This window comes from Microbacterium sp. MF43, from assembly GCF_012847295.1.
Classification (GTDB): Bacteria; Actinomycetota; Actinomycetes; order Actinomycetales; family Microbacteriaceae; genus Microbacterium.
On record NZ_JABBDY010000005.1, the window covers coordinates 136,328 to 160,361 of the forward strand.

Annotated in this window: 26 protein-coding genes and 1 riboswitch; of the genes, 11 read left to right on the plus strand and 15 right to left on the minus strand. The window is 72.4% G+C overall.

Going from position 1 to position 24,034, the window contains the following annotated elements:
• Positions 1-15: 15 nt before the first annotated feature.
• Genes HF323_RS14410 through HF323_RS14420 form a run of 3 tightly spaced genes read right to left on the minus strand, consistent with a single transcriptional unit; the run spans position 16 to position 2,427 of the window.
• On the minus strand, positions 16-870 hold the full coding sequence (locus HF323_RS14410) for an NAD(P)-dependent oxidoreductase (RefSeq protein WP_169583540.1): 855 nt from the start codon (positions 868-870) through the stop codon (positions 16-18).
• Complete coding sequence (locus HF323_RS14415) at positions 867-1,655, minus strand: enoyl-CoA hydratase-related protein (protein WP_169583542.1); 789 nt, start codon at positions 1,653-1,655, stop codon at positions 867-869. The genes HF323_RS14410 and HF323_RS14415 overlap by 4 nt, the downstream gene beginning before the upstream one ends.
• Before the next feature lie 10 nt (positions 1,656-1,665).
• Positions 1,666-2,427: an SDR family NAD(P)-dependent oxidoreductase gene (locus tag HF323_RS14420; protein WP_169583543.1), complete on the minus strand. Its 762-nt coding sequence runs from the start codon at positions 2,425-2,427 to the stop codon at positions 1,666-1,668.
• Positions 2,428-2,536: 109 nt separating this feature from the next.
• Between HF323_RS14420 and HF323_RS14425 the strand changes: the two genes are divergently transcribed.
• Genes HF323_RS14425 through HF323_RS14435 form a run of 3 tightly spaced genes read left to right on the plus strand, consistent with a single transcriptional unit; the run spans position 2,537 to position 4,118 of the window.
• On the plus strand, positions 2,537-2,881 hold the full coding sequence (locus HF323_RS14425) for a DUF488 family protein (protein WP_169583545.1): 345 nt from the start codon (positions 2,537-2,539) through the stop codon (positions 2,879-2,881).
• A 2-nt stretch (positions 2,882-2,883) separates the two neighbouring features.
• Complete coding sequence (locus tag HF323_RS14430) at positions 2,884-3,609, plus strand: aminoglycoside 3'-phosphotransferase (protein WP_169583546.1); 726 nt, start codon at positions 2,884-2,886, stop codon at positions 3,607-3,609.
• Entirely contained in the window at positions 3,606-4,118 is a 513-nt protein-coding gene (locus HF323_RS14435; RefSeq protein ID WP_169583548.1) for an SRPBCC domain-containing protein, read from the plus strand. The genes HF323_RS14430 and HF323_RS14435 overlap by 4 nt, the downstream gene beginning before the upstream one ends.
• A 4-nt stretch (positions 4,119-4,122) precedes the next feature.
• Here HF323_RS14435 and HF323_RS14440 read toward each other — a convergent pair whose 3' ends face one another.
• The 3 genes from HF323_RS14440 to HF323_RS14450 all read right to left on the minus strand — a co-directional run bounded on the left by HF323_RS14440 (position 4,123) and on the right by HF323_RS14450 (position 7,026).
• Positions 4,123-4,914: an energy-coupling factor transporter transmembrane component T gene (locus HF323_RS14440; protein WP_317451093.1), complete on the minus strand. Its 792-nt coding sequence runs from the start codon at positions 4,912-4,914 to the stop codon at positions 4,123-4,125.
• Positions 4,911-6,362 carry an ATP-binding cassette domain-containing protein gene (locus tag HF323_RS14445; protein ID WP_188241729.1) on the minus strand — a complete coding sequence of 484 codons (1,452 nt, stop codon included), beginning with the start codon at positions 6,360-6,362 and terminating at the stop codon, positions 4,911-4,913. Before HF323_RS14445 ends, HF323_RS14440 begins: the two co-directional genes overlap by 4 nt.
• 16 nt (positions 6,363-6,378) lie before the next feature.
• Complete coding sequence (locus HF323_RS14450; RefSeq protein WP_169583550.1) at positions 6,379-7,026, minus strand: ECF transporter S component; 648 nt, start codon at positions 7,024-7,026, stop codon at positions 6,379-6,381.
• Positions 7,017-7,128, minus strand: a riboswitch (TPP riboswitch). Its footprint overlaps the gene before it by 10 nt.
• A 37-nt stretch (positions 7,129-7,165) precedes the next feature.
• Between HF323_RS14450 and HF323_RS14455 the strand changes: the two genes are divergently transcribed.
• On the plus strand, positions 7,166-8,764 hold the full coding sequence (locus HF323_RS14455) for a D-alanyl-D-alanine carboxypeptidase (RefSeq protein WP_169583552.1): 1,599 nt from the start codon (positions 7,166-7,168) through the stop codon (positions 8,762-8,764).
• Positions 8,765-8,778: 14 nt separating this feature from the next.
• Here HF323_RS14455 and HF323_RS14460 read toward each other — a convergent pair whose 3' ends face one another.
• On the minus strand, positions 8,779-9,705 hold the full coding sequence (locus tag HF323_RS14460) for a DnaJ domain-containing protein (RefSeq protein ID WP_169583554.1): 927 nt from the start codon (positions 9,703-9,705) through the stop codon (positions 8,779-8,781).
• 22 nt (positions 9,706-9,727) lie between these two features.
• On the minus strand, positions 9,728-10,789 hold the full coding sequence (locus tag HF323_RS14465; protein WP_169583556.1) for an enoyl-CoA hydratase/isomerase family protein: 1,062 nt from the start codon (positions 10,787-10,789) through the stop codon (positions 9,728-9,730).
• A gap of 135 nt (positions 10,790-10,924) precedes the next feature.
• On the opposite strand from HF323_RS14465, the gene HF323_RS14470 reads away from it, so the two are divergent.
• Together HF323_RS14470 and HF323_RS14475 are read left to right on the plus strand one after the other, a co-directional pair.
• On the plus strand, positions 10,925-12,613 hold the full coding sequence (locus HF323_RS14470) for an ATP-binding cassette domain-containing protein (RefSeq protein ID WP_169583558.1): 1,689 nt from the start codon (positions 10,925-10,927) through the stop codon (positions 12,611-12,613).
• A complete protein-coding gene (locus HF323_RS14475) occupies positions 12,610-13,428 on the plus strand; it encodes an ABC transporter permease (RefSeq protein ID WP_169583560.1) in 819 nt (272 codons plus the stop codon). Before HF323_RS14470 ends, HF323_RS14475 begins: the two co-directional genes overlap by 4 nt.
• A 43-nt stretch (positions 13,429-13,471) precedes the next feature.
• On the opposite strand, the gene HF323_RS14480 is transcribed toward HF323_RS14475, so the two are convergent.
• Complete coding sequence (locus tag HF323_RS14480) at positions 13,472-13,948, minus strand: hypothetical protein (protein ID WP_169583562.1); 477 nt, start codon at positions 13,946-13,948, stop codon at positions 13,472-13,474.
• Between the two features lie 104 nt (positions 13,949-14,052).
• Between HF323_RS14480 and cofG the strand changes: the two genes are divergently transcribed.
• Genes cofG through HF323_RS14505 form a run of 5 tightly spaced genes read left to right on the plus strand, consistent with a single transcriptional unit; the run spans position 14,053 to position 20,168 of the window.
• A complete protein-coding gene (gene cofG / locus HF323_RS14485; RefSeq protein ID WP_317451094.1) occupies positions 14,053-16,512 on the plus strand; it encodes a 7,8-didemethyl-8-hydroxy-5-deazariboflavin synthase CofG in 2,460 nt (819 codons plus the stop codon).
• Positions 16,509-17,999: an NAD(P)/FAD-dependent oxidoreductase gene (locus HF323_RS14490; protein WP_169583564.1), complete on the plus strand. Its 1,491-nt coding sequence runs from the start codon at positions 16,509-16,511 to the stop codon at positions 17,997-17,999. The genes cofG and HF323_RS14490 overlap by 4 nt, the downstream gene beginning before the upstream one ends.
• Positions 17,996-19,009, plus strand: a complete 1,014-nt coding sequence (gene fgd, locus HF323_RS14495) for a glucose-6-phosphate dehydrogenase (coenzyme-F420) (protein WP_169583566.1) — start codon at positions 17,996-17,998, stop codon at positions 19,007-19,009. Before HF323_RS14490 ends, fgd begins: the two co-directional genes overlap by 4 nt.
• Positions 19,006-19,713, plus strand: a complete 708-nt coding sequence (gene cofC / locus HF323_RS14500) for a 2-phospho-L-lactate guanylyltransferase (protein WP_169583568.1) — start codon at positions 19,006-19,008, stop codon at positions 19,711-19,713. Before fgd ends, cofC begins: the two co-directional genes overlap by 4 nt.
• A gap of 23 nt (positions 19,714-19,736) precedes the next feature.
• Positions 19,737-20,168: a cupin domain-containing protein gene (locus HF323_RS14505; protein ID WP_169583570.1), complete on the plus strand. Its 432-nt coding sequence runs from the start codon at positions 19,737-19,739 to the stop codon at positions 20,166-20,168.
• 19 nt (positions 20,169-20,187) lie between these two features.
• Here the strand turns inward: HF323_RS14505 and HF323_RS14510 are convergent, their stop codons facing one another.
• The 6 genes from HF323_RS14510 to HF323_RS14535 form a co-directional block, all read right to left on the minus strand.
• Entirely contained in the window at positions 20,188-20,931 is a 744-nt protein-coding gene (locus HF323_RS14510; RefSeq protein WP_169583572.1) for a sulfite exporter TauE/SafE family protein, read from the minus strand.
• Positions 20,932-20,933: 2 nt separating this feature from the next.
• Positions 20,934-21,917, minus strand: a complete 984-nt coding sequence (gene cofD / locus HF323_RS14515) for a 2-phospho-L-lactate transferase (protein WP_169583574.1) — start codon at positions 21,915-21,917, stop codon at positions 20,934-20,936.
• 13 nt (positions 21,918-21,930) lie between these two features.
• The gene (locus HF323_RS14520) at positions 21,931-22,764 is read right to left on the minus strand and encodes a uroporphyrinogen-III synthase (RefSeq protein ID WP_169583576.1); all 834 of its coding nucleotides are present in this window, start codon (positions 22,762-22,764) and stop codon (positions 21,931-21,933) included.
• Positions 22,765-22,928: 164 nt separating this feature from the next.
• On the minus strand, positions 22,929-23,207 hold the full coding sequence (locus HF323_RS14525; RefSeq protein ID WP_169583578.1) for a hypothetical protein: 279 nt from the start codon (positions 23,205-23,207) through the stop codon (positions 22,929-22,931).
• A complete protein-coding gene (locus tag HF323_RS14530) occupies positions 23,197-23,598 on the minus strand; it encodes a phage holin family protein (RefSeq protein ID WP_169583580.1) in 402 nt (133 codons plus the stop codon). Before HF323_RS14530 ends, HF323_RS14525 begins: the two co-directional genes overlap by 11 nt.
• Before the next feature lies 1 nt (position 23,599).
• Positions 23,600-24,004, minus strand: coding sequence for a hypothetical protein (locus HF323_RS14535; protein ID WP_169583582.1), 405 nt, complete (start codon positions 24,002-24,004; stop codon positions 23,600-23,602).
• Positions 24,005-24,034: the final 30 nt, after the last annotated feature.

A 24,034-nucleotide genomic window follows, 5' to 3' on the forward strand; every position in this document is an offset into this window, starting at 1 on the left:
CCTACGCCGGCGGGGTCAGTCGAGGAAGATGTCGGGGAACAGCTGGTCGTCGGGCGTTCCCGGCACCGCGGCGTATCCCGAGAAGTCGGTCACCCCCGCCGCGCGGAGGACGTCCTCGACGATGAGCGTCTGGCCGGTGTACTCGCGCGCCGGCTTGAGGAGCACTTCGTAGGCGGCATCCGCGTAGATCTCGGGCGTGCGGCTGACCTTCATCATCGCGTCGCCGCCGAGGGCGAACCGCACGGCCGCCGTGGCGATGGTGGTCGCAGGCCAGAGCGTATTGGCCGCGATCCCGGCCTTCGCGAACTCGGCGGCCATGCCGAGCGTCGCCATGGTCATGCCGTACTTCGCCATCGTGTAGCCGGTGTGGGCGCCGAGCCACTTGGGCGACAGGTTGAGCGGCGGCGACAGCGACAGGATGTGCGGGTTCTCGGCGTCCTTCAGGATGGGCGCCGCCGCTCGGCTGAGCATGAACGTGCCCCGCACGTTGACGTCCTGCATGAGGTCGTACTTCTTCGCAGCGAGATCCAGCGACGACGAGAGGTCGATCACCGACGCGTTGTTGACGACGATGTCGATGCCGCCGAACTCGCCCTCCGTCTTGAGCACCGCCTCGGTGACGTCGTCGTCGTTGCGCACGTCTCCGACGATCGGCAGCGAATGGCCGCCGGCTGCGCGGATCTGCTCGGCGGCCGAGTGCACCGTCCCCTCGAGCTTCGGGTGCGGCGAATCGGTCTTGGCGAGCAGGGCCACATTGGCGCCGTCGCGGGCGGCGCGCACCGCGATGGCCAGCCCGATGCCGCGGCTGCCGCCGGACATCAGGATGGTCTTTCCGGCGAGACTGCGTCCGGCGTCCGTGGGGGTGGTCATGCCGTCTCCTTCGGGGCTGATTTGCGGGACGCGGCCGCGAACGCGGCCACGCGCACCTGCGACTCGGGCGTGGCGAAGCGCGCACCGATCGATGCGGCCTCATCGTCGAGGTTGTCGGTGAACGAACGGTGGGCGCCCTGACGGACCAGCCGCTTGGCCTGGCCGAAGGCGGCGGTCGCGCCGGCGAGCCAGAAGTCCGCGATCTCGTCGGCGCGAACGGGCACCTCGGCCGCGGGGACGACCTCTGCCACCAGGCCCCAGTCGAGCGCCTCAGCCGCCGTGAGGGTGCGATCCTGCAGAAGGAGCTGGAGCGCGCGGCGCTGGCCGACGGCGGCGGGGAGCAGCGTCGAGACGCCCAGATCGGGCGTGAGTCCGATGTTGGCGTACTTGCTGACGAACCTGGACGAGTCGGCGGCGACGATGTAGTCGGCCGTCAGCATGAGCCCGAGCCCGCCGCCGGCGACCGCGCCCTGCACGGCCGCGACCATCGGCTTGTCGCTCGTGGCGAACGTGCGGATGCCGTCGTGGATGAGATGCGCCGTCCGGGTGACATCCGCGCCCGAGGCTCCCGAGGTGGCCATCGCGACGACATCGCCGCCGGCGCAGAAAGCCGGGCCTGCGGCATCCAGGATCACCGCCCCCACCGCGGGGTCTTCGGTCACGGCGTGTGCGACGTCACGCCATCGACCGGCCATCTCGAAGTCCATCGCGTTCAGGTACGCCGGACGGTTGTACGTCACGCGGGCCAGCCCGCCCTCGACGTGGAGCAGGATCGATTCGCTCATCGGAGTCTCCTTACTTCGGGGCCATGCGGATGGCGCCATCGAGACGGATGGTCTCTCCGTTGAGGTAGCCGTTGTCGACGATCGCCATCACGAGTCGTGCGTATTCGTCGGGCCTGCCGAGGCGCTGCGGGTGCGGCACCTGCTGCCCGAGCGAGTCCTGCGCCGCCTGCGGCAGGCCCATCAGCATCGGCGTCTCCATGATTCCGGGCGCGATGGTCACGACGCGGATGGCGTACCGGGCGAGTTCGCGGGCGACCGGCAGCGTCATCGCGTGCACACCGCCCTTGCTCGCGGCGTACGCCGGCTGGCCGATCTGTCCGTCGAAGGCGGCGACGCTCGCCGTGTTGACGATGACCCCCCGCTCGCCGTCTGCGGTCGGATCGGTGCGGGCCATGGCGGCGGATGCCTGTGACAGGACGTTGTAGGTGCCGATGAGGTTCACGCGGACGATCCGCTCGAAGCCCTCCAGCGGCGTCGGCTGCCCGTCGCGGTCGAGAACCTTGGCGGGGGGCGCGATGCCCGCGCAGTTGACGACGACCCGCAGGTCCCCCGCGCCGGCGGCGACCTCGACCGCGGCGGCGACCTGAGCCGGGTCGGTCACGTCGGCGGCGGCGAAGGTGCCGCCCAGTTCCGCAGCGATCTGGGCGCCGGCCGAGCCGGGGAGGTCCACGATGGTGACGGCCGCTCCCGCCGCCGCGAGCCGACGAGCCGTCGCCAGTCCGAGTCCGCTCGCGCCGCCGGTGACGAGGGCGGAGGCGCCCGTGAGGTCCATGCGTTCTCCTTCGAACTGCGGTGACATTGCATCCCACCCTACGCGGTACTGAGTCTCACGATCGAACTCGGATGCCACGCCCAGCGTAGTCGAGGGGCATCATGGTCACATGGCGGTGGGACTCAAGCGGGTCTATGACGACCCGGCATCCGAAGACGGTTTCCGCGTGCTCGTCGACCGGCTGTGGCCGCGCGGTCTGAGCAAGGAACGCGCAGCCGTCGACCTCTGGGCCAAAGCGGCCGCACCCTCCGCCGACCTGCGCAGGGCGTTCCACGACGGCGGACTCCCGTGGGAGGAGTTCGAGGCCGCGTACCGCGCAGAGCTCTCCGCCAACGCGTACCTCGACGAACTGCGGGCCGAGCTGGCGAGGCATCCGGAATCGACCCTCCTGTACGGCGCGCACGATCCCGATCACAACCACGCGACGATCCTGCTCGACGCGCTCGGCGTCTGACGATGTCGATCCCCGTCGACGCCGTCGCCGTCCCCGAGCGCGTCCGCTCGCTCGCCCGCGGCGCCGCGCTCGCTCCGGTGTGGCGCAACGACTACGGGGGCGTGACGTTCCGCACCGATGACGGCCGCTACATCAAGCACGGACCGCGCAACGCGGAGTCCTCGCTCGCCGACGAGACCGTCCGGCTCGAGTGGGCGGGCCGCTTCATCCGCGTGCCGCACGTGCTCGAGGCCGGGTACGACGACGCGTTCGAGTGGCTCGTGACGAGGGCGATCCCGGGCGAGAGCGCGGTGGCGCCGCGGTGGATCGCGAAGCCCGAGGTCGCCGTCCGGGCGGTGGGCGAAGGGCTCCGCGCGATGCACGACGCGCTGCCCGCGGACGAGTGCCCGTTCGTATGGAGCGTGCCGTCCCGTCTCGAGAACGCCGCGCGCCGGGGCATCCGGGTTCCCGAGCCCCTGCGCGAACCCCCGCCGATCGACCTGCTCGTCGTGTGCCACGGCGACGCGTGCTGTCCCAACACCCTCGTCGGCGACGACGGCCGCTGGCTCGCACACGTCGACCTCGGGCAGCTCGGCACCGGCGACCGGTGGGCCGACATCGCCGTGGCGTCGATGAGCACCGAGTGGAACTATGGACCTGGATGGGAGGACGCCCTCATCGAGGCGTACGGCATCGACCCCGATCGCGAACGCCTGTCCTACTACCGGGAGCTGTGGAACGCCACATGACCGACCGCACCGCCATCACGGGCACCGTCACCGACATCGACGGCCACCCGAACCTCGTGCTCACGCGCACGTTCGCGGCCCCCGCCACGGAGATCTGGCGCGAGCTGACCCAGTCGGCGCGCCTCGAGCGGTGGATCGGACGATGGGAAGGGGATCCGTCGACGGGGCGAGTCGCGTTCTTCATGACCTCCGAAGGCGAGGACGTCGCGCCCGAGGAGTACACGATCCTCGAATGCGACCCGCCGCGGCGCTTCGCGGGCGACACGTCCGCTGCCAGCGGCTCGTGGCACCTGTGGTTCGAGCTGGTCGAGAAGGGCGAGGCCACGCTGCTCGTCTTCGGCCAGCGGCTCAACCCCGGCGAGGACGTCGGCTCGATCGGACCGGGCTGGGAGTACTACCTCGACCGGCTCGTGGCGGTGCAGAAGGGGCGGGATGCCTCGACCGTGAACTGGGGCTCGTACTTCCCCGCGCTGCAGGCGCCGTACCAGCGCCTGGTCGCCGCGGGCTGAGCGCTCACGCGCCGGGGCCGAGGATGAAGTTCCACGTGCCCGCGGCGAGGGCGGCTGCCGTCGCCACGAGGGCGATCGCGACGCCGACGGCCAGCAGCGCCCACTCCGCCCCACCGAACCGCGACTCGCGCGCCCACGTGCGCTCACCCGGTGCCCCGAACGCGCGTGCCTCCATCGCGGTCGCGAGCTTCGTCCCGCGGCGCAGCGCCAGCACGAGCAGCGCGAAGGCCATGCCGAGGAACCGGCGGAGGCGGCCTCTGTCGGCGACGCCGCGCGCGCGGCGGGCGAGCTCGAGGGCGCGCCAGTCGTCGAGGAACAGGCCGACCATCCGCAGACCCGCCAGGGCGCCCAGGACGAACCGTGCGGGAAGCCTCAGCACCTGCCCCAGCCCGTCGGCGAGGTCGGTGGGATCGACGCTGGCGAAGAGCACCACCGACGGCAGCGCGATCGCGAGCACGCGGATGGTCGTGGCCAGCGCGAGGACGAGCGATCCCTCGCTCACCGTCACGAAGAGCCACTGCACGTACACCTCCCCGCTCGTTCGCCCGTAGAGGGCGATCGTCAGGCCGGTGAGCGGCGCGAGCACCCACACGATCCAGGTGCGTGCCCAGAATTCGCGCCAGCCGAGGCCCGCGAGCGGCATGAGCAGCAGCTCGAGCATGAGCGCCACCGTCGCCGAGACGACGTCGAGCGTGAGCACGAGAGGGATCGTGATGACCGCGGCCGCCCCGAGCTTGGCGACAGGATTCACCCGCCCCATGCGGCTCGTGCGCGCGTGCGCGTCGAGAAGTGTCACGACGCGTCCGACCGCGCCAGCACGAACCGTTCGGCGTGGAGGGCCGCCACGACGTCCAGGTCGTGCGTGATCGTGACGATGGCCGACCCCTCGTCGCGCAGCCGCGCGAGCAGCGCGACGAGCTCGGCCCACGTGCGCGCGTCCTGGCCGAAGGTGGGCTCGTCCAGCACGAGCACCCGAGGCGCGGTGGCGAGCGCGGCGGCCACGGTGAGCCGGCGCTTCTCGCCCCCCGACAGCGTGTACGGGTTGGCGCGGGCCAGCGGAGCGAGCCTCAGGCGCTCGAGGAGCTCCTCGACGCGCTGCGCGGTCGCCGCCTCCGGCAGACCGAGCGCCCGGGGTCCGACTTCGAGCTCGTCGCGGACCGTCTTGGCCAGCAGCTGATGCTCGGGGTCCTGGAACACCGTGCCGATCCGGGTGAGGAGCTCCCGCGAACTCCAGCGGATCGGGGTCGTCCCCGCGGCGCCGGCCAGTTCGCGTGCGGCGGTGAGGGTGCCGGATGCCGCAGCCAGCAGCCCCGCGAGCGTGAGGCCGAGGGTCGACTTGCCCGCGCCGTTCGGGCCGGTGACAGCCAGCACCGCGCCCGCGCGCACCTCGAGGTCGATGCCCGAGGCGACGGGATGACCCGCGACGCGCTGCACCGACAGATCCGCCGCCGACAGCAGGGCGGATCCGGCAGGCGCGGCCGGCGCCGGAGGGCGGGCGGGAGGGATGCCGGGAACCCATACTCCGCTCGCGGCGAGCGCCGGTCCACGGCGGCCCAGGACGTCGGCGGGCGTGCCGTCGGCGAGGACCCCGCCCTCGCCGAGCACGATGACGCGCGACACGACGGGCAGCCACACCTCGACGCGGTGCTCGACGACGACGAGCGTGGCCTCGTGGGCGTCGAGCAGGCGCGTGACGGCATCGCGCACGTCGGCGACACCCTCGGGATCGAGGTTGGCGGTGGGCTCGTCGAGGAGCACGAGTCCCGGCCGCATCGCGAGCACCCCCGCGAGGGCCAGTCGCTGCTTCTGCCCCCCTGACAGCGCCTTGGTCGCCCGGTCGAGCGGCACGTCGAGACCGACTGCGTCGAGGGCGGCCCGCACCCTCGGCCAGATCTCGTCGCGGGGCACACCGAGGTTCTCGCACCCGAAAGCGACATCGTCGCCCACGCGGGCCAGGATCACCTGCGCATCGGGGTCCTGGAGAACGAGGCCCGCTCGCCCACGCGCCGCGGAGGCCGCCGCGCCGTCGATCAGCAGCTCGCCGGTCTGCTCACCGTCCTCTTCGCCACCGAGCACGCCCGCGAGGCCGTGCAGCAGCGTCGACTTGCCGGCGCCGGATGCGCCGAGGAGGAGCACACGCTCTCCGGGCTCGATGCGGAACGAGGCATCCGTCACCGCCCAGGCGTGACGCGACGCGTGCCGCCAGCCCCAGCCCCGCGCCTCGACGGCGGCCGGCCGCGGCATCACCTCGGACACGGGGTCAGACGCGGGTGCGTGCCTCGCGGCCGGAGGCGAACCGGTCGAGGGCACCCGTCCGCGCGAGGCCGCGCGCCAGCAGCCAGGTCAGCAGGCCGGCGATGAGGGCTCCCGAGATCGAGGTGCTGATGAGGTACACGACGACGAAGGGGAGGTCGGCGCCCGCGTACCACAGCAGCAGGTTGTTCACGCCGCCCGCCAGGGCGGCACCGATGCCTGCGAGGATCGCGACCGGCAGCGACCAGCGGCGGTAGAAGAAGAGCAGGAACACCAGCTCGGCCCCGAGCCCCTGCACGAGCCCCGCCTCGAGGGTGAGGAACGCGCCCCACGTGTTGCCCACGAGCGTCAGCGCCGACACCGCCGCGGCGACGACCTCGGTGTAGATCGCAGCGCCGGGCTTGCGGATGATGAGGGCGCCGAGCACGCCGGCGAACAGCCACGGGCCGTCGAGGAGGCCCTGGAGACCGGGCCAGAGCGGTTCGAGGAGCGCGCTCGGGCCGCGGTAGGCGACGTTCCAGAGCAGGAAGACGAGACCGGATGCCACGCCGATGACACTCGCGACGACGATGTCGACCACGCGCCACCGGAACGGGTGGGCGGGCGGCGTCGCGGGGGACGACGTCGTGGTGGGGGCGGACGCGGTGGCGTGCATGTGAACTCCTCCCTGCGCCGGCATGATCCGGATCAGGTTCGACGGTCGAAGCGTGGATCGCTTCCTCTCAGCCCGGCTCACCGGACTCCCGTGGTTGTGTGGACGAGTATACGCCCGCGGCCTGCGTTATCTTGAGCGGGTGACTCCGGATGACGCGCCCACCCTGACGCGCCGTGCGCTTCGGGCCGCGACGGGCGAGTTCCCCGTCGCGAAGGGCGAGCCCGGCCTTGCGGAAGGGATGCTGACCCTGGGCGCCGACGCGGTCAGCACGACCGGCGCGGGCGGCTCGATCGCTGCGACGGCGACCGCGTCGATCGAGCGTGCGAGCACCACTGCGCTCGGTGATCTCCCGGGCGGTCAGGAGGCACTCGACGAGACGCCCGCCGAGGAGGCGGGCACGCGGCCGCTCGCGCTGCAGTGGGTCGACGAGTCCACCATCACGCGTCCGCTCGCGCCCGCGGACCTGCGCGTCGCGTCGACGCCCTACATCCCCGTCGATGCCGACCTCCTCTCCGACCTCCCGCCGCGCAGTCCGCTCCGCGCCGGCGTCATCGTGCCGACGCTCGTGCTCGCGAGCGTGTTCGGGGCATACGCGGCCACGACGCTCGCGTGGCCGCTGCACGCCGTCGCCCCCACCGTGACGGCGATCGAGATCACCCCCACCCCTGCCCCGGCCGCAGCCCCGGCCTGGCCGGCGGCGGGCAGCGCGGCCGTCTCGGTCGGCGGGGTCGCGGGCGCCGCGGCATCCGCTGCCGAACCCGACTCCATCGCCAGCATCACCAAGCTCGTCACCGCCCTCGTCGTGCTCGACCGGATGCCGCTCGCCGTCGGCGAGCAGGGGCCGGAGTTCCGCTTCGACTACGGCGACACGCTGGCCTACTGGGACTACCGGGCGGCGGGCGAGTCGGCGCTCGACGTGCCGGTCGGCGGCGTGCTCACCCAGTACCAGCTGCTGGAGGGCATGCTCATCGGCTCGGCCGGCAACTACGCCGATCGCCTGGTCGGCAACCTCTTCCCGTCCGACCAGGTGTTCGCACGCGCCGCGACGGACTGGCTCCGGACCCACGGCGTTCCGGGCATCACGATCGTCGAGCCGACGGGCATGGACCCCGGGAACACCGCCACCCCCGAGGCTCTCCTCACGCTCGCCCGCAAGGCGCTCGCCCATCCGGTGATCGCCGAGATCGTCGCGAAGAAGTCCGTCGAGCTTCCCGGCGCGGGCCTGGTCGAGAACACGAACGGCCTGCTGGCCGACCCCGGCGTGGTCGGCATCAAGACCGGCACGCTCGACGCCTGGAACCTGCTCTCGGCGAAGGACGTCGTGATCGGCGAGACGCCGGTGCGCCTGTTCGCATCGGTGCTCGGGCAGCCCGACAACGATGCGCGCCTCGCCGCCTCGCGGGCGCTGTACGCCCAGCTCGAGCAGGAGCTGCAGCCCGAGCCGTCGGTGACGGCCGGCACCACCGCCGGCGAGGTGACGACCGCGTGGGGCGAGGAGGTCGACATCGTGGTCGCCGACGACGCCTCGGTCGTGCTGTGGAACGGCGGAACGGGGACGGTCGCCCCGATCTATGCGCTCGGCGACCACCGCGACGAGGGTGACGCGGTCGGCGAGCTCACGGTGACCGGTCCGCTCGATGCGACGACGGTCGACCTGCGCCTCGCCGACGACGTCGAGGGGCCGTCGGCCTGGTGGCGGCTCACCCATCCGCTCGAGCTCTTCGGCCTCACCGACTGAGCGCCAGAGGCGCGCTACGCGAACCGCACCGTCTGCTGCAGACGGGTCCGCACGTCGAACACCTCGTTGCCGCCGATCGCGCGCACGCCCGTGATGCCGCGGCGGAGCACCGTCGCCAGCGCGCTCCGCGCGACGATCGCGACCGGCGTGCCGCGCACCTTGCCGATCTCCTCGATGACCTGCAGCACATCGTCGTCGGGCAGCACGACGATCGCGCCGCTGAAGCGCACGCCTGCCGCGCGCGAGAGTCCGCGCATGCGGGCGACGAGCGTGGCGACGGGCGTGCCGGCGACGCCGTCGCCGGTGAGCTCCCCGCGCCGCAGTCGCGCCGGACCGCCGAAGTCCTCCGAGAGGACGCCGTAGAGACCGCTGGGGCCGAGGACGATGTGGTCGACCTTCGCGTCGGGGTCGGCGTCTCGCCCGGCGGCGGTGACGTCGTGCCACACGGTGTAGCCCATCCCGAGGTCGGCCACGATGCGGGCGGTCGCCTCCTCCGCCAGCGCGTCGGCGAGCAGCCGGCGCAGGTGCTGCGGTGCCGAGCGCACGAGCGCGGGGTCGTAGGGGTCTTCGAGCGTGACGCCGCGCCCGGCCCACTCCCGGATGAGCGTCAGGTACCGCTCGCGGCGCCAGCCTCCGGGGTGTCCGTACGAGCGTGCGCGCGGTCGCGTATCGGTGCGCGCGGCCGGCGCCCGCCACCCCGACCACTCCGGGGCCGGAGCATCGGCGAATCCGTGGCCGCGGTCGTACGCGGCCCTGGCCTCGGGAGTTCCGACGAGCGCCCACGCCCGCTGCACCTGGATGAAGACCGCCGCGTCACCGCCGGTGTCGGGATGGGTCTGGCGCAGGCGCAGCCGGTAGGCCCGTCGCAGGGCCTCCTCGTCGACGTCGGGCTCGACTCCGAGCACCTCGTACGCCGAGGCCGACATCGGGCTGTCGAACACGCGTCTCCTCCGATCCCCGCCGTCAGTCCCAGAGCGGTCGCGCAGGGCGATGCGCGAAGGCGGTTTCGACGACGTCCGGCGCCAGCTCGGCGAGGCTCGCCGGCTGCCAGCGCGGCGAGCGGTCCTTGTCGATGACCTGGGCGCGGATGCCCTCGGCGAGGTCGGGCTGGGTCGTGGCGAACCACATCACGAGGCCGTACTCCTGAGCCAGGGCGTCGCGCAGGCCCGGCAGCTCGCGGGCCCGCCGCACGGCCGCCAGGGTCACGGCAAGGCCCGTCGGCGACAGTTCGCCCAGCAGGTCGGCGGTGGCGGATGCCTCGGGCTCGGGCCTCGCGCGCAGGCGCTCGATGATCTCGGTGACCGTGTCCGCCGCGAACGCATCGTCGATCCACTCGCGTGCGCGCTGCAGCGTCGCGGGGGCCGGGGTCTCGTCGAACAGGAGCACGAGTTCGGTGGGGCTCGACGGGTCCGCACGGGTCTCGAGGGCGTCGCGCAGCCCGTCGAGGCGGTCGGACGGCACGAAGTGGTCGGCGAACCCGGCGTAGATCGCGTCGCTCGCGTCCATCACGGCACCGGTGAGGCCGAGGTACTCCCCGAGGCGCCCCGGCGCGTGGGCGAGCAGCCACGTGCCGCCGACGTCCGGGGTGAATCCGATCCGCGTCTCGGGCATCGCCAGCTGGGAGCGCTCCGTGACGATGCGCACGGCGGCGTGGCCGGCCACGCCGATGCCGCCGCCCATGGTGATGCCGTCGGCGAAGGCGACGAACGTCTTCGGGTACTCGGCGATGCGGGCGTTGAGGGCGTACTCGTCGCGGAAGAACGTCGCCGACTCCTCCGCCTTTCCGCCGTTGACGCGCTCCGCGAGGCCGCGTACGTCTCCGCCGGCGCACAGACCGCGCTCCCCCGCGCCGTCGAGCAGCACGACATCGACCTCGCTGTCGCGCTCCCATGCGTCCAGTGCTGCATGGAGCTGGTGGATCATGTCGAGGTCGAGCGCATTGATCGCGCGAGGGCGATTGAGAGTGAGGCGCCCGAGGCCGCCGCTGGCGCGGGCGAGGACCGTGGGCTCGGAGGCGTCTGTCACGCCCGCAACGTTACCCGGGGCAGCGGAGGAGCGGGATCGATGGCCCACCTCAGGGCGCTCCGGGACAATTGCTCACGTCGGAGCGCGGTTTCCGCAAAGATATGGGGGAAAGCTCCCGAGGACGAGAGGTACGGCATGCCCGAAGGACAGGTGCTGGAGTTCTCAGGTGCGACGAAGCGCTTCGGCCGGGTGACGGCCGTCTCGGAGTTCACGGCACGGGTCGAGCCGGGTCTGGTGACCGGCTTCCTGGGTCCGAACGGCGCCGGGAAGACGACCTCGCTGCGCCTGCTGCTCGGGCTGGTGCGTCCGTCGTCGGGAGCGGCGACGATCGGCGGGGTCCGCTACGGCAAGCTGAAGCACCCGCTGCAGACGGTGGGCGCCGTGCTCGAGGCATCCAGTTTCCACCCCGGCCGCACCGGGCACGCGCACCTGCGGGTGTACGCGCAGGCCGCGCGCATCCCGACATCCCGCGTCGACGACGTGCTCGGGCTGGTGGGGCTCGAAGACGCCGCAGGGCGCAAGGTGGGCGGCTACTCGCTCGGCATGCGGCAGCGGCTCGGGCTCGCCTATGCGCTGCTCGGCGACCCGGGCGTCCTCGTGCTCGACGAACCCACGAACGGGCTCGACCCCGAGGGCATCAAGTGGATCCGGGGCTTCCTGCGACAGCTCGCGCGCGAGGGGCGGACGGTCTTCGTGTCCTCTCACCTCCTCGCCGAGGTGCAGCAGACGGTCGACGCGCTCCTCATCATCTCGGCGGGCCGGCTGGTGTTCCAGGGCTCGCTCGAGGAGCTCTCCGACCCGTCCGAGCAGGCCACGGTCGTCGACTCGGCCGACCGCGCGGCCCTCGCCGAGGCGCTGCGCGGCGCCGGCATCCCGTTCGAGGTGCTGCGGTCCGGGCTCACGGTGCGCGGTATCGAGCCGGTCGATGTGGGCCTGGCCGCGGCGGCCGCGGGCGTGCCGCTGTCGGCGCTCCACAAGCGCGGCCCCGCCCTCGAGGAGGTCTTCCTCGATCTCGTCAACGGCACGCGCGTGCACGCGAGCGCCTCGGGCATGCGGCTGGATGACGTGATCCCGGCGATCGAGTCCGGTCCGATCACGGTCCTCGTCGCCGAGGAGCAGGTTCCGGATGCCTCGGCCGCCGCGCGCGACGACTCGGCGCCCCGCAGCGGTGAGCCCGGCGACGAGCCGTCGGCGGACGACGAAGATCTCCCCGAGGCGCGTCCCGATCAGACGGCGTCGGCGGCCGCGGAACTCGACGCCGAGGCGTCGTTCGCCGTCGCCGGCACGGGCGTGGTGGACATCATCCCCGCCGAGGAGCGGGAGGGTGAGCCGACGGGCGACGAACCCGCCGAGGGCGGTGAGGTCCGTGTCGTCGACGGCGTGGAGGGTGACGCCGTCGACGACGGCGAAGTCGAAGACGTCGATCGCGAGGACGGCGATGTCGAGAGCGAGCCCGACGACATCCCCGAGGGCGACGAGGGGCCTGAAGCCGACGATCGGTCGTGGGACCGGTACGTCAAGACCGACGCCGACCTCGAGGCGGACCGGTTCTTCGCGGCGTTCGACCGCGCCGCCGCCGCCGAGGCCGAGGAGCGCGCCGCCGCGGAGCGCGCCGCCGAGGCGGCCGCGGAGGATGGCGCCGCGGAGCGCCTCGCCGAGGACGGCGCGTCGACCGATCAGGACGAGGTGCCCGGAGCCGACCCCGGAGGCGAAGCCGACGAAGGGCCCGCACCCGAAGCCGAAGCCGGCACCGCGCCCGAGAGCCAGGAGGACGAGGCATCCGATCCCGAATCCCGACCCGACGAGGGAGGTGAGCAGCGATGAGCCTTGCCGCAGCCACCCGCTCCGAGACCACCAAGCAGTTCTCGACCGGGATGTGGTGGATCCTCGCGCTCGTGCTGGTCGTGTACGTCGGCTCGACCGCCGCCGCGCTCGGCTTCGTCTTCTCCGCGGCCGCATCGGGCTCGCTTCCGGGCAACGCCCCGCCGCTGCCCGAAGAGGGGCTCGCGCCGATCCTGTACAGCACGGCGACATCGGTCGGCTACGTCTTCCCACTTCTCATCGGCACGCTCATGGTCACGGCCGAGTTCCGCCACAAGACCCTGACGCCGACGTTCCTCGCCACGCCCCAGCGCGGGCTCGTGCTGTGGGCGAAGCTCTTCGTCGGCATCCTGCTCGGAGCCCTCTACGGCGTCATCGGCATCGCCGCATCGGTGGGCGCGTCGGCCGGCTTCCTGGTCGGCTACGGCCTCGAGACCGAGCTCACGTCGCCGGACACCTGGGCGCTGCTGGGACGGATGCTGCTGGCCTACGCGCTGTGGGTGCTGATCGGCATCGGCGTCGGAGCGCTCGTGCGCAACCAGGTCGGAGCGATCGTCGGCGTGCTCGTCTTCACGCAGTTCCTCGAGCCGGTCGGCCGCGCGGCCGCGGCGTTCGTGGACGGGCTGTCGGACGTGACGCAGTACCTCCCCGGCGCCGCCGGCGACGCGCTGGTGGGGGCGAGCGTGTTCACCGCCGGTATGGGCGGTGTCGAGACGGCCGCGCTCGAGTGGTGGGCGGGCGGACTCGTCCTGCTCGGCTACGCTGTCGTGCTCGTGCTGCTCGGGTATCTGCTCAGCTGGCGCCGCGACGTCAGCTGACCGCGCAGCTGGTCGACCGGGGCCGCGTGTGGTCGTGGTCTCGTCAGACGGCAGGAGCCGCGGCAGGAGCCGCGGCGGGAGCCTTGCGCGCCCGGGGCTTGCGCACCGGTGCGACCGGAACGGCGCCCGTCTCGGCCGCGATCTCGACGACGTCGGCCGCTTCGTCGGCACCCTCGACCCGCAGCGCCTGCACGAGCGCGAGGCCGTGGCGCGTGGTGAGGATGATCCGCTGGAACTCGGGGTGACCCTCGAGGTCGATCACGACACTCGGGCGACGACGGCGGATGATCGCGAAGTCCTCGGCGCCGGCCGACTTCCAGGTGCCCATCGCGACCACGCCGCGCAGGTGCGTGCCGGGGCTGGGCACGCCGCGCAGCCAGGTCCACGCGTCATCGGTGAGCTGGACCTTCGAGATCGCCGACCGCTCGATCACGACATTCCCCTTGCGGAATGCCATGGCGCGCTCGGCTCCGGACAGCACGATCTCGAGCTGCGTCGAATCCAGCAGCAAGGTCACCATGCGACTAGTCTGCCAGCGGCCGCCCCCACGCGCCGAGCCTTTTGCTTACAGGAGGGCAACGATCGACGGCCCCGAGCGTCGACGGGCGGTGCGAGACTGGTTCGGTGACCTCCGTGGCATCCTCCGTCGCCTCGCCGCCGGAGACCGCCCTCTCGCTCGCACGCGCGGCAGCCGGTGCGCGACTGGACGCCGACGATGCCGCCGCGCTGCTCGCCGCGACGCACGAGGATTTCGATCGGCTGCTCGACCTCGCCGCCGCTGCGCGCGACGCCGGGCTCGAGGCATCCGGCCGCCCCGGGATCCTCACCTACTCGCGCAAGGTGTTCGTCCCGCTCACCACGCTGTGCCGCGACCGGTGCCACTACTGCGTGTTCGTCGACACACCCGGGCAGCTGCTGAAGAAGCACAAGCCCGCCTTCATGTCACCCGAACAGGTGCTCGCCGTGGTGCGGCAGGGCCAGGCGATGGGCTGCAAAGAGGTGCTGCTCACCCTCGGGGACCGCCCGGAGGACCGCTGGCCCGAGGCCCGCGCATGGCTCGACGAGCACGGCTACGCGTCGACACTCGACTACGTCGGCCACATCGCCCGACTCGTCACCGAACAGACCGGCATGCTCGCGCATCTGAATCCGGGCGTGATGTCGGCCGACGAGCTGCGGATACTGCGCCCCGTGGCGCCGTCGATGGGAATGATGCTCGAGACGACGTCGCGCCGGCTGTTCGAGGAGCCCGGCCAGGTGCACTTCGGCTCGCCCGACAAGGACCCGGCGGTGCGGCTCGCCGTGATCGACGACGCCGGGCGTGAACGCATCCCGTTCACGACGGGAATCCTCGTCGGCATCGGCGAGACCCCGCGCGATCGCGCGGAGTCGCTCGTGGCGATCCGCGACGCCCACGAGCGTCACGCGGTGAACGGTCAGGGGCACGTGCAGGAGGTCATCGTCCAGAACTTCCGGGCGAAGCCGCGCACGGCGATGCAGGCGGCTCCCGACGCCGAGCTGCGGGAGTACGTCGCGGCGGTCGCCGTGGCGCGGCTCGTCATGGGACCGCGCATGCGCATCCAGGTGCCGCCGAACCTGTCGGACCCGGACGAGTTCGCGCTTCTCGTTCGGGCCGGCGCCGACGACTGGGGAGGTGTCTCGCCGCTCACGGCGGACCACGTCAACCCCGAGCGGCCCTGGCCGCACCTCGACGACCTCGCCGCGCGCACCGCCGCGCTCGGCTTCGAGCTGCGGGAGCGGCTCACCGCACAGCCGGAGTTCGTGCTCGCCGCCGAGACGTGGCTCGACGCGGCGATGCGCGCGCCGGTCGCCGCTCTTGCCGACCCGGAGACCGGCCTCGCCGCCGCCGGTTCGTCCCGCGCGGATGCGGAGGGCCCCTCGGGTCGTGAGGCGTTTCGGCTCGATCGCTCCGCTCCCCCGCTCGACGACCGGACAGCCGCCCCCCGGTCGTCGAGCGAGCGAAGCGAGACGAAACGCGCCGCCCCGACCAACGCCGTCCGCCGCATCGCCGAAGTCGCGGCATCCGACCCGCTCGCCCTCGACGACGCCGAGTGGATCGCCCTGCTCGAGGCGACGGGCTCCGACCTCGACGCGCTCACCGCGACCGCCGACGACGTCCGCCGCTACACGGTCGGCGAGGCCGTGAGCCTGGTCGTCAACCGGAATCTCACGTCGTCGGGCCTGCGTGCGCGCTCGACCGATGACGCCACGACGTTCACGCTCGCCGACGCCGCGGCGGTCGCCGCCGACGCGTGGGATCTCGGTGCCACGGAACTGTGCGTGCAGGGGCGGCTCCCCGACGACGAGGACCCGCGAGGCTACCTCGACCTCGCGCGCGCGGTGAAGGCTGCGGCGCCCGGCATCCACCTGCATGCCTACCGACCTCAGGACGTGCGCGACCTCGCCGTCCGGGGCGGACTCGGACTCGGCGGGGCGCTCGCCGCGCTGCGCGACGCCGGAGTCGATACCGTGCCCGGGACCGGCGTGAAGATCCTCAGCGAACGCGTCCGACGCCTGATCGCGCCCGACGACCTCGACATCGACCTCTGGATCGAGGGCATCACGGCCGCCCACGGCCACGGCTTCCGCTCGACGAGCGTCCTCTTCTACGGCCATGTCGAGACGGCGGCCGAGCGGGTCGCGCATCTGCGCGCGCTGCGCCGGATCCAGGACGAGACCGGCGGATTCACCGAGTTCGTGCCGATCCCCCTTCCCGCCCCGGCGGGCGGGGTGCCGCTCGTGGCGGGTCGCTCCAGCATCGACGAGCACCGCGCGATGGTGGCGGTGTCGCGGCTGGGGCTGTCGGGGAGCATCCCGCACGTGCAGATCCCCTGGACGCGCGTGGGCCGCGAGGTGGCCGCCGTCCTGCTGCGATCCGGCGGCGACGACCTCGGCGGCACACTCCTCGACGGCCGCGTGAAGCCCGAGGCGGGGATCGAGTTCGGGCAGGAGCTTCCGGTCACGGATGCCGCGGCGATCGCCGCCCGCCTCTTCCGGCCCTTCCGTCAGCGCACCACCGACTACCGCGAGCCCGCGCCCGACCGGAAGGCGCGGTGGCGATGATCCCGTCCACCACACGCGTCGAGGTCGCGATCGTCGGAGCCGGATTCGCCGGCCTCGGCATGGCGATCGCGCTGCGGCGCGCGGGCCGCGAGGACTTCGTGCTGCTCGAGCGGGCGACCTCGATCGGCGGCACGTGGCGCGACAACACCTACCCGGGGGTGGCGTGCGATGTGCCGGCGCACCTCTACGGCTTCGCCACCCATCCGAACCCGCGGTGGTCGCAGGAGTTCGCACCCGGCGCCGAGATCCGCGCGTACCTCGAGGACGTCGCCGCCGCCGAAGGGCTGGGCGGCCGCCTGCGGCTGGGAGCGGCGATGCAGTCGGCGGACTGGGATGCCGAGCACGAGGCGTGGCGCATCGGCACCTCGCAGGGGACGGTGCTCGCCGACGCGCTCGTCCTCGCCTGCGGGCGCCTGACCGAGCCGTCGATCCCCGAGATCCCGGGTCTGGCCACCTTCACCGGTCCCCTCTTCCACTCGGCCCGCTGGGACCACTCGACCGACCTCGCCGGACAGCGCGTCGCCGTGGTCGGAACGGGCGCGAGCGCCGTGCAGATCGTGCCGCGGCTCGCCGAGTGCGCGGCACACGTCACCCTTTTCCAGCGCACGCCCGCGTGGATCGTTCCGCGCGGCGGCGGGGCCTTCACGCCCGAGCAGCAGCGCACGTTCGCCGAGCGGCCGGATGTCCTCGCCGCGCTGCGGGCGGAGCTGTACGCCGAGGGCGAGGCACGCTTCGCGTCGCGGTCGGGGGATGCCTCGGCTGCGGCATCCGCTCGCGACGCCGCCGTGGCCCACCTCGCCGCTTCCGTCAGCGACCCGGCCCTGCGGGCCGCGCTGACCCCCGACTACGCCTTCGGCTGCAAGCGTGTACTGCTGTCGGACGACTTCTACCCGGCGGTCGCGTCGGAGGCCGTGACCCTCGTGACCGGCGCGCTCGCGCGCGTGGACGGCTCGGCCCTCACGGCCGCCGACGGCACGCGGCACGAGGTCGATGCCATCGTGCTGGCGACCGGCTTCGCCTCGACCCGGCAGCCGTACGCCGACCTGGTCCGCGGCGAGCACGGCGAGACGCTCGCACGGCACTGGTCGCTCGGCATGACCTCGTTCGCGTCCACGGTCGTCGCCGGGTTCCCCAACCTCTTCGTGCTGAACGGCCCGAACGCGTCGCTCGGGCACTCGTCGTCGGTGCTCATGATCGAGGAGCAGGCGGCGTACGCGGTCCGCGTGCTCGCCGCTCGTGCTGAGCACGGTGGCGTGCTGAGGCTCGAGCCCGCCGCCGAGGCGGCGTACACCGACGAGATCGCGGCGGCCGCGGCATCCACACCCTGGCTCACCGGCGGCTGCCGCAACTGGTACGTCGACGAACGCTCGGGCCGGCTGACGCTGCTGTGGCCGGGCACGGTCGACGCCTTCCGCTCACGCCTCGCCCGCGCCGACGGCTCGGAGTTCGAGGCGCTTCCCGCACCTCTCGAGAGGAGACTCGCATGACGGTTCCCATCCGGTTCGGCTACAAGGCCTCTGCCGAGCAGTTCGGCCCCACCGAGCTGCTCGACTACGCCGTCCTCGCCGAGGAGGTCGGCTTCGATTCGGTCTTCATCTCGGACCACCTCCAGCCGTGGCTGCACGAGGGCGGCCACGCTCCCGCGTCCGTCCCCTGGCTCGGTGCCGTCGGGGCGAAGACGTCGAGGGTGCTGATCGGCACCTCGGTGCTGACCCCGACGTTCCGCTACAACCCGACCGTCGTCGCGCAGGACTTCGCGACCCTCGGCGTGATGTACCCCGGCCGGGTCATCCTCGGGGTGGGCACAGGCGAGGCGCTCAACGAGGCGAACCTCGGCATCGCCTGGCCCGATCCGCCGGAGCGCTTCCAGCGGCTCAAGGAGGCGATCGGGCTGATCCGCCGGCTGTGGTCGGAGGATCGCGTGAACTTCGACGGCACCTACTATCACGCGAAGAACATCACGATCTACGACAAGCTGCCCCAGCCGGTGCCCATCTACGTCGGCGCGGCAGGCCCCGCCGCGACGCGTCTCGCCGGGCGCATCGCCGACGGATTCATCACCACCTCGGGCAAGAAGCGCGAGCTCTACACCGACACGCTGCTGCCCGCGCTGCACGAGGGGCTCGAGAAGGCCGGACGCGCCCCCGACGCCATCGACACCCTGATGGAGATCAAGGTCTCGCTCGACAGGTCGATCGACGCGGCGAAGGAGAAGACCCGGTTCTGGGCTCCGCTCGCGCTCAGCCCCGACGAGAAGATGGGCGTGGACGACCCGATCGAGATGCAGCGACTCGGCGAAGAGCTGCCGATCGAGCGTGCGGCCTCGCGGTTCATCGTGTCGGACGACCCCGACGAGCACGTCGAGCGGATCTCCTGGTACGTCGACCTCGGGTTCCGGCACCTGGTCTTCCACGACCCGGGTCACGACCAGGAGGCCTTCCTCCGCCGGTACGGCGACGAGATCCTGCCGCGCCTGCGTGCGAAGTACGGCGCATGAGGGGGATCTTCCGCCGGCGCAAGGACCCGCGAGGCGCCGACGCGCAGGAGGCGCGCCGGGGCGACCTCTCCGACGCCCCCCGCCCGCGCTGGGTCGTCGTCATCCCGGTGAAGCGCGCGACTCAGGGCAAGTCGCGCCTCGCCGTGGACGGCGCCGATCGTGCCGAGCTCGCCCGGGCGATCGCGCTCGACACGATCGAGGCGGCCGCGCGCTGCGAAGACGTCGTCCAGGTCGTCGTGGTCTCGGACGACCCGGCCCTCGCGCGCGAGTCCGCGATGATCCCGGCGCTGCGCTTCGTGCCCGAGGGTGAGCCGCGCGGGCTCGACGCCGCGATCGCGACGGGCTTCGCGCAGATCGACCCCGCGGGCCGGATGCCTCGTGCCGCCCTCCTCGGCGACCTTCCCGCGCTGCGGCCTCCCGATCTGTCCGAGGCGCTGCGGGCCGCGGCATCCGTCTCCCGCTCTGTCGTGGCCGACACGGAGGGGACCGGCTCGACGCTGGTGACCGCGAGCGCCAGCGTCGAGTGGGCATCCTCTTTCGGCGACGGGTCGTTCGCGCGTCACGTGGCGCTGGGCTGCGCGGCGCTGTCGATTCCGGATGCCTCGACCCTCCGTCGCGACGTCGACACCGCCGGGCAGCTCGAGGCTGCACGCGCTCTCGGCCTCGGCCCGCGGACCACCGCGCTCCTCGCGCGCTCGGCCTGAGCATTCCGCACTAGCCTGGCGGCATGAGCGACTACACGGTGCTGGAGATGGGCGGGCTCGACGAGTGGCGGGCCCACTACGGCGGGTTCCGGCCCGAGAGCTCGCGCGACGGGCGACGCGTCGTGGACCACGACATGACGATGCAGTACATCGGCATGACGGCGAACGCGTTCGAGCCGGGAGAGGAGGCCGGCTACTGGCACACCCACTCCCGCGTCGAGGAGCTCTACGTGTTCCTCGCGGGGCGCGGGCAGATGGGGCTCGACGACGATGTCGTCGACGTCGAGCCCGGAACGGTCGTGCGGGTCGGGCAGGGGGTGTGGCGCACCTGGCGGGCGACGCCCGACAGCCCCGAGCAGCTGCGATGGCTGTGCATCCGCGCCGGCGGCTACGAACTCCCGCACTTCCCCGACGACGGCACGCGCGACAACGACCGCCCGTCGCCCTGGGCCTGAGGCCGCACGACCGCGGGCTTCACACGACCAGGAGGTACACCGCCCCGACGATCGTGAAGGCGATCACCAGGCGCTCGAACACCCGCTGGTCGATGCGCCCGGCGATCCATCGTCCGAGGAGCGCACCCGCGACCACTGCGGGAACGAGGACGAGATCGAGCAGCAGGCCCGACGGTGTGATCAGACCGAGCCCCACCGAGAAGGGGACCTTGAACAGGTTGATGACGGCGAAGAACCACGCGGCCGTGCCGAGGAACTCCTTCACCGGGAATCGCGCCGCCAGGAAGTACATCGACATCACCGGCCCCGCCGCGTTGGCCACCATCGTCGTGAACCCGGCGGTCGACCCGTAGGCGGCGGCGGCGACCGGATGCGGCCGGTCGAGCTCGACCCGCGCGCTCATGCGGCGCCGGAGCAGCGTGATGCCGATCACGGCGAGGAGGATCACCCCGATCGTCCGCTTGACCCAGGTGTCGTCGGCGAACGCGAGGAACCCCACGCCGACGATCACGCCCGCGACCACGGCCGGGGCGAGCCGCAGCAGCTCGCGCCCGTTCACGTGGCGCCGGTACATCGTGACGGCGAAGAGGTCGGCGACGATCAGCAGCAGAAGGATCGTGCCGGTCGACTGCTTCGCCGGGAGCACGGCGGCGAAGATCGCGACCGCGATCGTCCCGGCGCCGGGGATCCCGGTCTTCGACAGGCCCACGACAGTGGCGGCGAGCACCAGCAGAGCCCAGCCGAACCAGGCGAGTTCGGGCACTGTCACACTCCTGCGGTGGCGAGCGCCGTCTCGGCGAGGGCCGCGGAGCGTGAGGCATCCGTCATCCACAGCGGCGCGACGACGGGACGGATGCCCCGGCCCGCGACCTCCTCGGCGAGGGCGGCGTCCTCCTCGGCGAGCAGCCAGGCATCGAGCACTCCCCCCGCCGTGCGCGTGCCGTAGTGGGTCGCGACCGCCGACGCGGAGGTCTCGACCCCGATCGCGGTGAGGCACACGTCGGCCATGCCGCGCACGATACGTCCGCCGATGATGGGCGACACGCCCACCACCGGAGCCGGCGTCGCGCCGAGTGCTTCGCGGATGCCGGGCACGGCGAGGATCGGCCCGACGGACACCACCGGATTCGAGGGTGCGAGCAGCACGGCATCGGCGGAGGTGATCGCGTCCGTCACGCCGGGGGCTGGGGCCGCGGCCGCGATGCCGGGATTCTCGAACCGCGCGGGGGCGAGCGTCGCCCGGTGGCGGGTCCACCACTCCTGGAAGTGCAGGCGCGAGCCGTCGCGGAGCACCACCACGGTGTCGACCTCGGCGTCGGTCATGGGAAGGAGCCGGGCGCCGAGTTCCCAGCGCCGCGACATCCGCTCGATCACCTGGGTCGGGGTGAGCCCGTCGCGCAGCCAGCCGGTGCGGGCGAGGTGCGTGCCCAGGTCGAGGTCGCCGAGGGTGAACCAGGGCCAGCCGGCTCCCCACTCCTGCAGTTCGCGGTTCACGCGCTCGCTGTCGTCGGTGCGGCCCCAGCCGCGTTCGACGTCGTTCACCCCCGCGAGGGCGTAGGTGATCGAGTCGACGTCGGGCTGCAGGCGTACCCCCGACAGCCAGAGGTCGTCCCCGGTGTTCACGACCGCGGTGAGCACGGCCGCCGTGTCGTCGATTCCTCGGCGGCGCAGGGCTTCGCGCACGCCGAGCATGAAACGCGAGCCGCCCACCCCGCCCGCGAGCACCACGATGCGCGGTGCGGCGCTCATCCGCGCACTCGCGTCAGTCCTGGCGCTGCACGGGGAGCAGCCCGGTGCGCGGGGCGAACTCGTCCGCCGCGTGCGGCAGCGAGAAGCGGGCGACGGCGTCGATCAGCGCGTCGACGGTCTGGGTCTCGGCGACCACGTCGACCGAGAGCCCTGCGCGACGGGCGTCCTTGGCGGTCCGAGGGCCGATCGCAGCGATGAGGGTCGTCTCGGGCACCTCGGGGAACTGTTCGTGCACCTGCTCGGCGACCGATCCGCTCGTGACCAGGATCGCGTTGATGCGCCCGGAGCGGACGTCTTCGGCGATCCGGTCGGTGACGGGAACCCCGACCGTGCGGTAGGCCACGACGCTGCGGACGCGGTGACCGGCCTCGGAGAGCATGCGCGTGAGCACCGGCTTGGCGATCTCGCTGCGCAGGGTCAGGATGTCGCGGGGGCTCGGCTCGAGCGCGATCATCTGCTCGGCCATGCCGGCCGCCGAGTTGTCCTGTGCCGGAACGAGGTCGACGCGGTAGCCGACGGCCTGCAGGGCGGCCGCCGTCGTCTCACCCACGGCGGCGACCTTCGTGCCGGCGGGCACGACCGCCCGGTACGCGTAGAGCACGTCGACGGTCGTCGCACTCGTGACCGTGAGCCAGTCGAAGGCTCCGGCTGCCAGGTCAGCGAGTGACTGCTCGAGCGTGGCCTGGTCGTTCGTGGGCGCGAAATTGATGAGCGGAGCGATCACGGGCGTCGCACCCTGGCGGCGCAGACTCGCCGCGACGCCGTCGCCCCAGGGGCCGCCGCGGGGCACGAGGACGCGCCAGCCCGCGAGGGGCTTGGCGGGAACGTGCTGTGGGGCTGTGCTCATTGGGGTCGACTCTCGTGGTGCTCAGTCGGCCGCCCCAGACGTCGAGCAGCCGATTGCGCGAAACGAATCGGGTTCGCGCTCTCGGCAGCATCCGCACCATTGCACTGCCTTATTCCGAGCATACCCCCAGCCCCGCGGTGTGTGTCCGGGTGGACTCCGAAGGGTCAGCGGGTGTAAGAGCGCACGAACCCCCACACGGCGGCACCGATGGCTGCCGCCGCGGTCACCACGGCCGCCGCCGCGAGGGCCGGGTTGCGCTTCGAGAAGGTGCGCGCCTTCTCGATCCCCTCGTTGATGCTCAGCGAGACGCGGCGCGGCACATTGGCCTTCACCTCGATGGCGGCCAGCGCGGCCTTGAGCTCGGCACGCGCCTTCTCGACGGGATCGGCAATGCCGAGCGGGACGGCGGTGCGGGGCATCGGCACGGGCGCGTCAGAACTCATCGCGCACCTCCTTCACGTCCTGGGCGATCGACTGCACCGGGTTCTGGCGCTCCCCGATCTTGCGGAACCGCAGGATGCCGAGAAGTGCCAGCACGGCGGTCACGATGAGCATGCCGAAGAACACGACCAGCGCCGAGAGCCACACCGGCCACCACGACGAGAGTCCGGCGATGATGAAGGTGCCCAGCACGGGAACCGACCAGAACAGCACGAAGAGCGCGGCGAACATCCACAGCGCACCCCATCCGCCGTCCTTCGCCGTTCGCGCGACCCACTTCTTCGCCGACTCGATCTCGGCGATGACGAGGTTGCGGAGCAGCTCCGGAATCTCGCCGAGCAGTGTCAGAAGGCTGTCGTCCGCGCGATCGCGGAAGCCTCGGGGTGAGCTCACGTCACGCTCCGCCGCGTCCCGCGCCGGGCGTGGTGTCGTCGGTCACGTCGTCCACCAGGTCCTCGACGGCGTCCTTCGCGGCCTTGGCCGAGGTCTTGGCCGCGCGCTGCACGTCATCGGCCTGGTCCTTCGTCACGGTGATCGCGGCGTCGAGGCGCTGCCCCGGCGTGCCCTTGGACGACGCGGACTTCGCGACCTTGACGGCGGAGTCCCACAGCGTGCTGGGGAGCGCCATGGCGCTGGACTTGGCGAAGTCCTTCACCTTGCCGACCTGTTCCTGCACGGGGTCGAGGTTCCAGACCTTGAGCCACTGGGTCTTGATCTGCTCGTAGCGCTCTCTGCCCGCTCGCGCGCCGAGCACGTAGCCGACGGCGATTCCGACGACGAGTCCTGCTTTCCCCTTCATGGGGTCTCCTCACGTTCGGTGGTGCGCTGA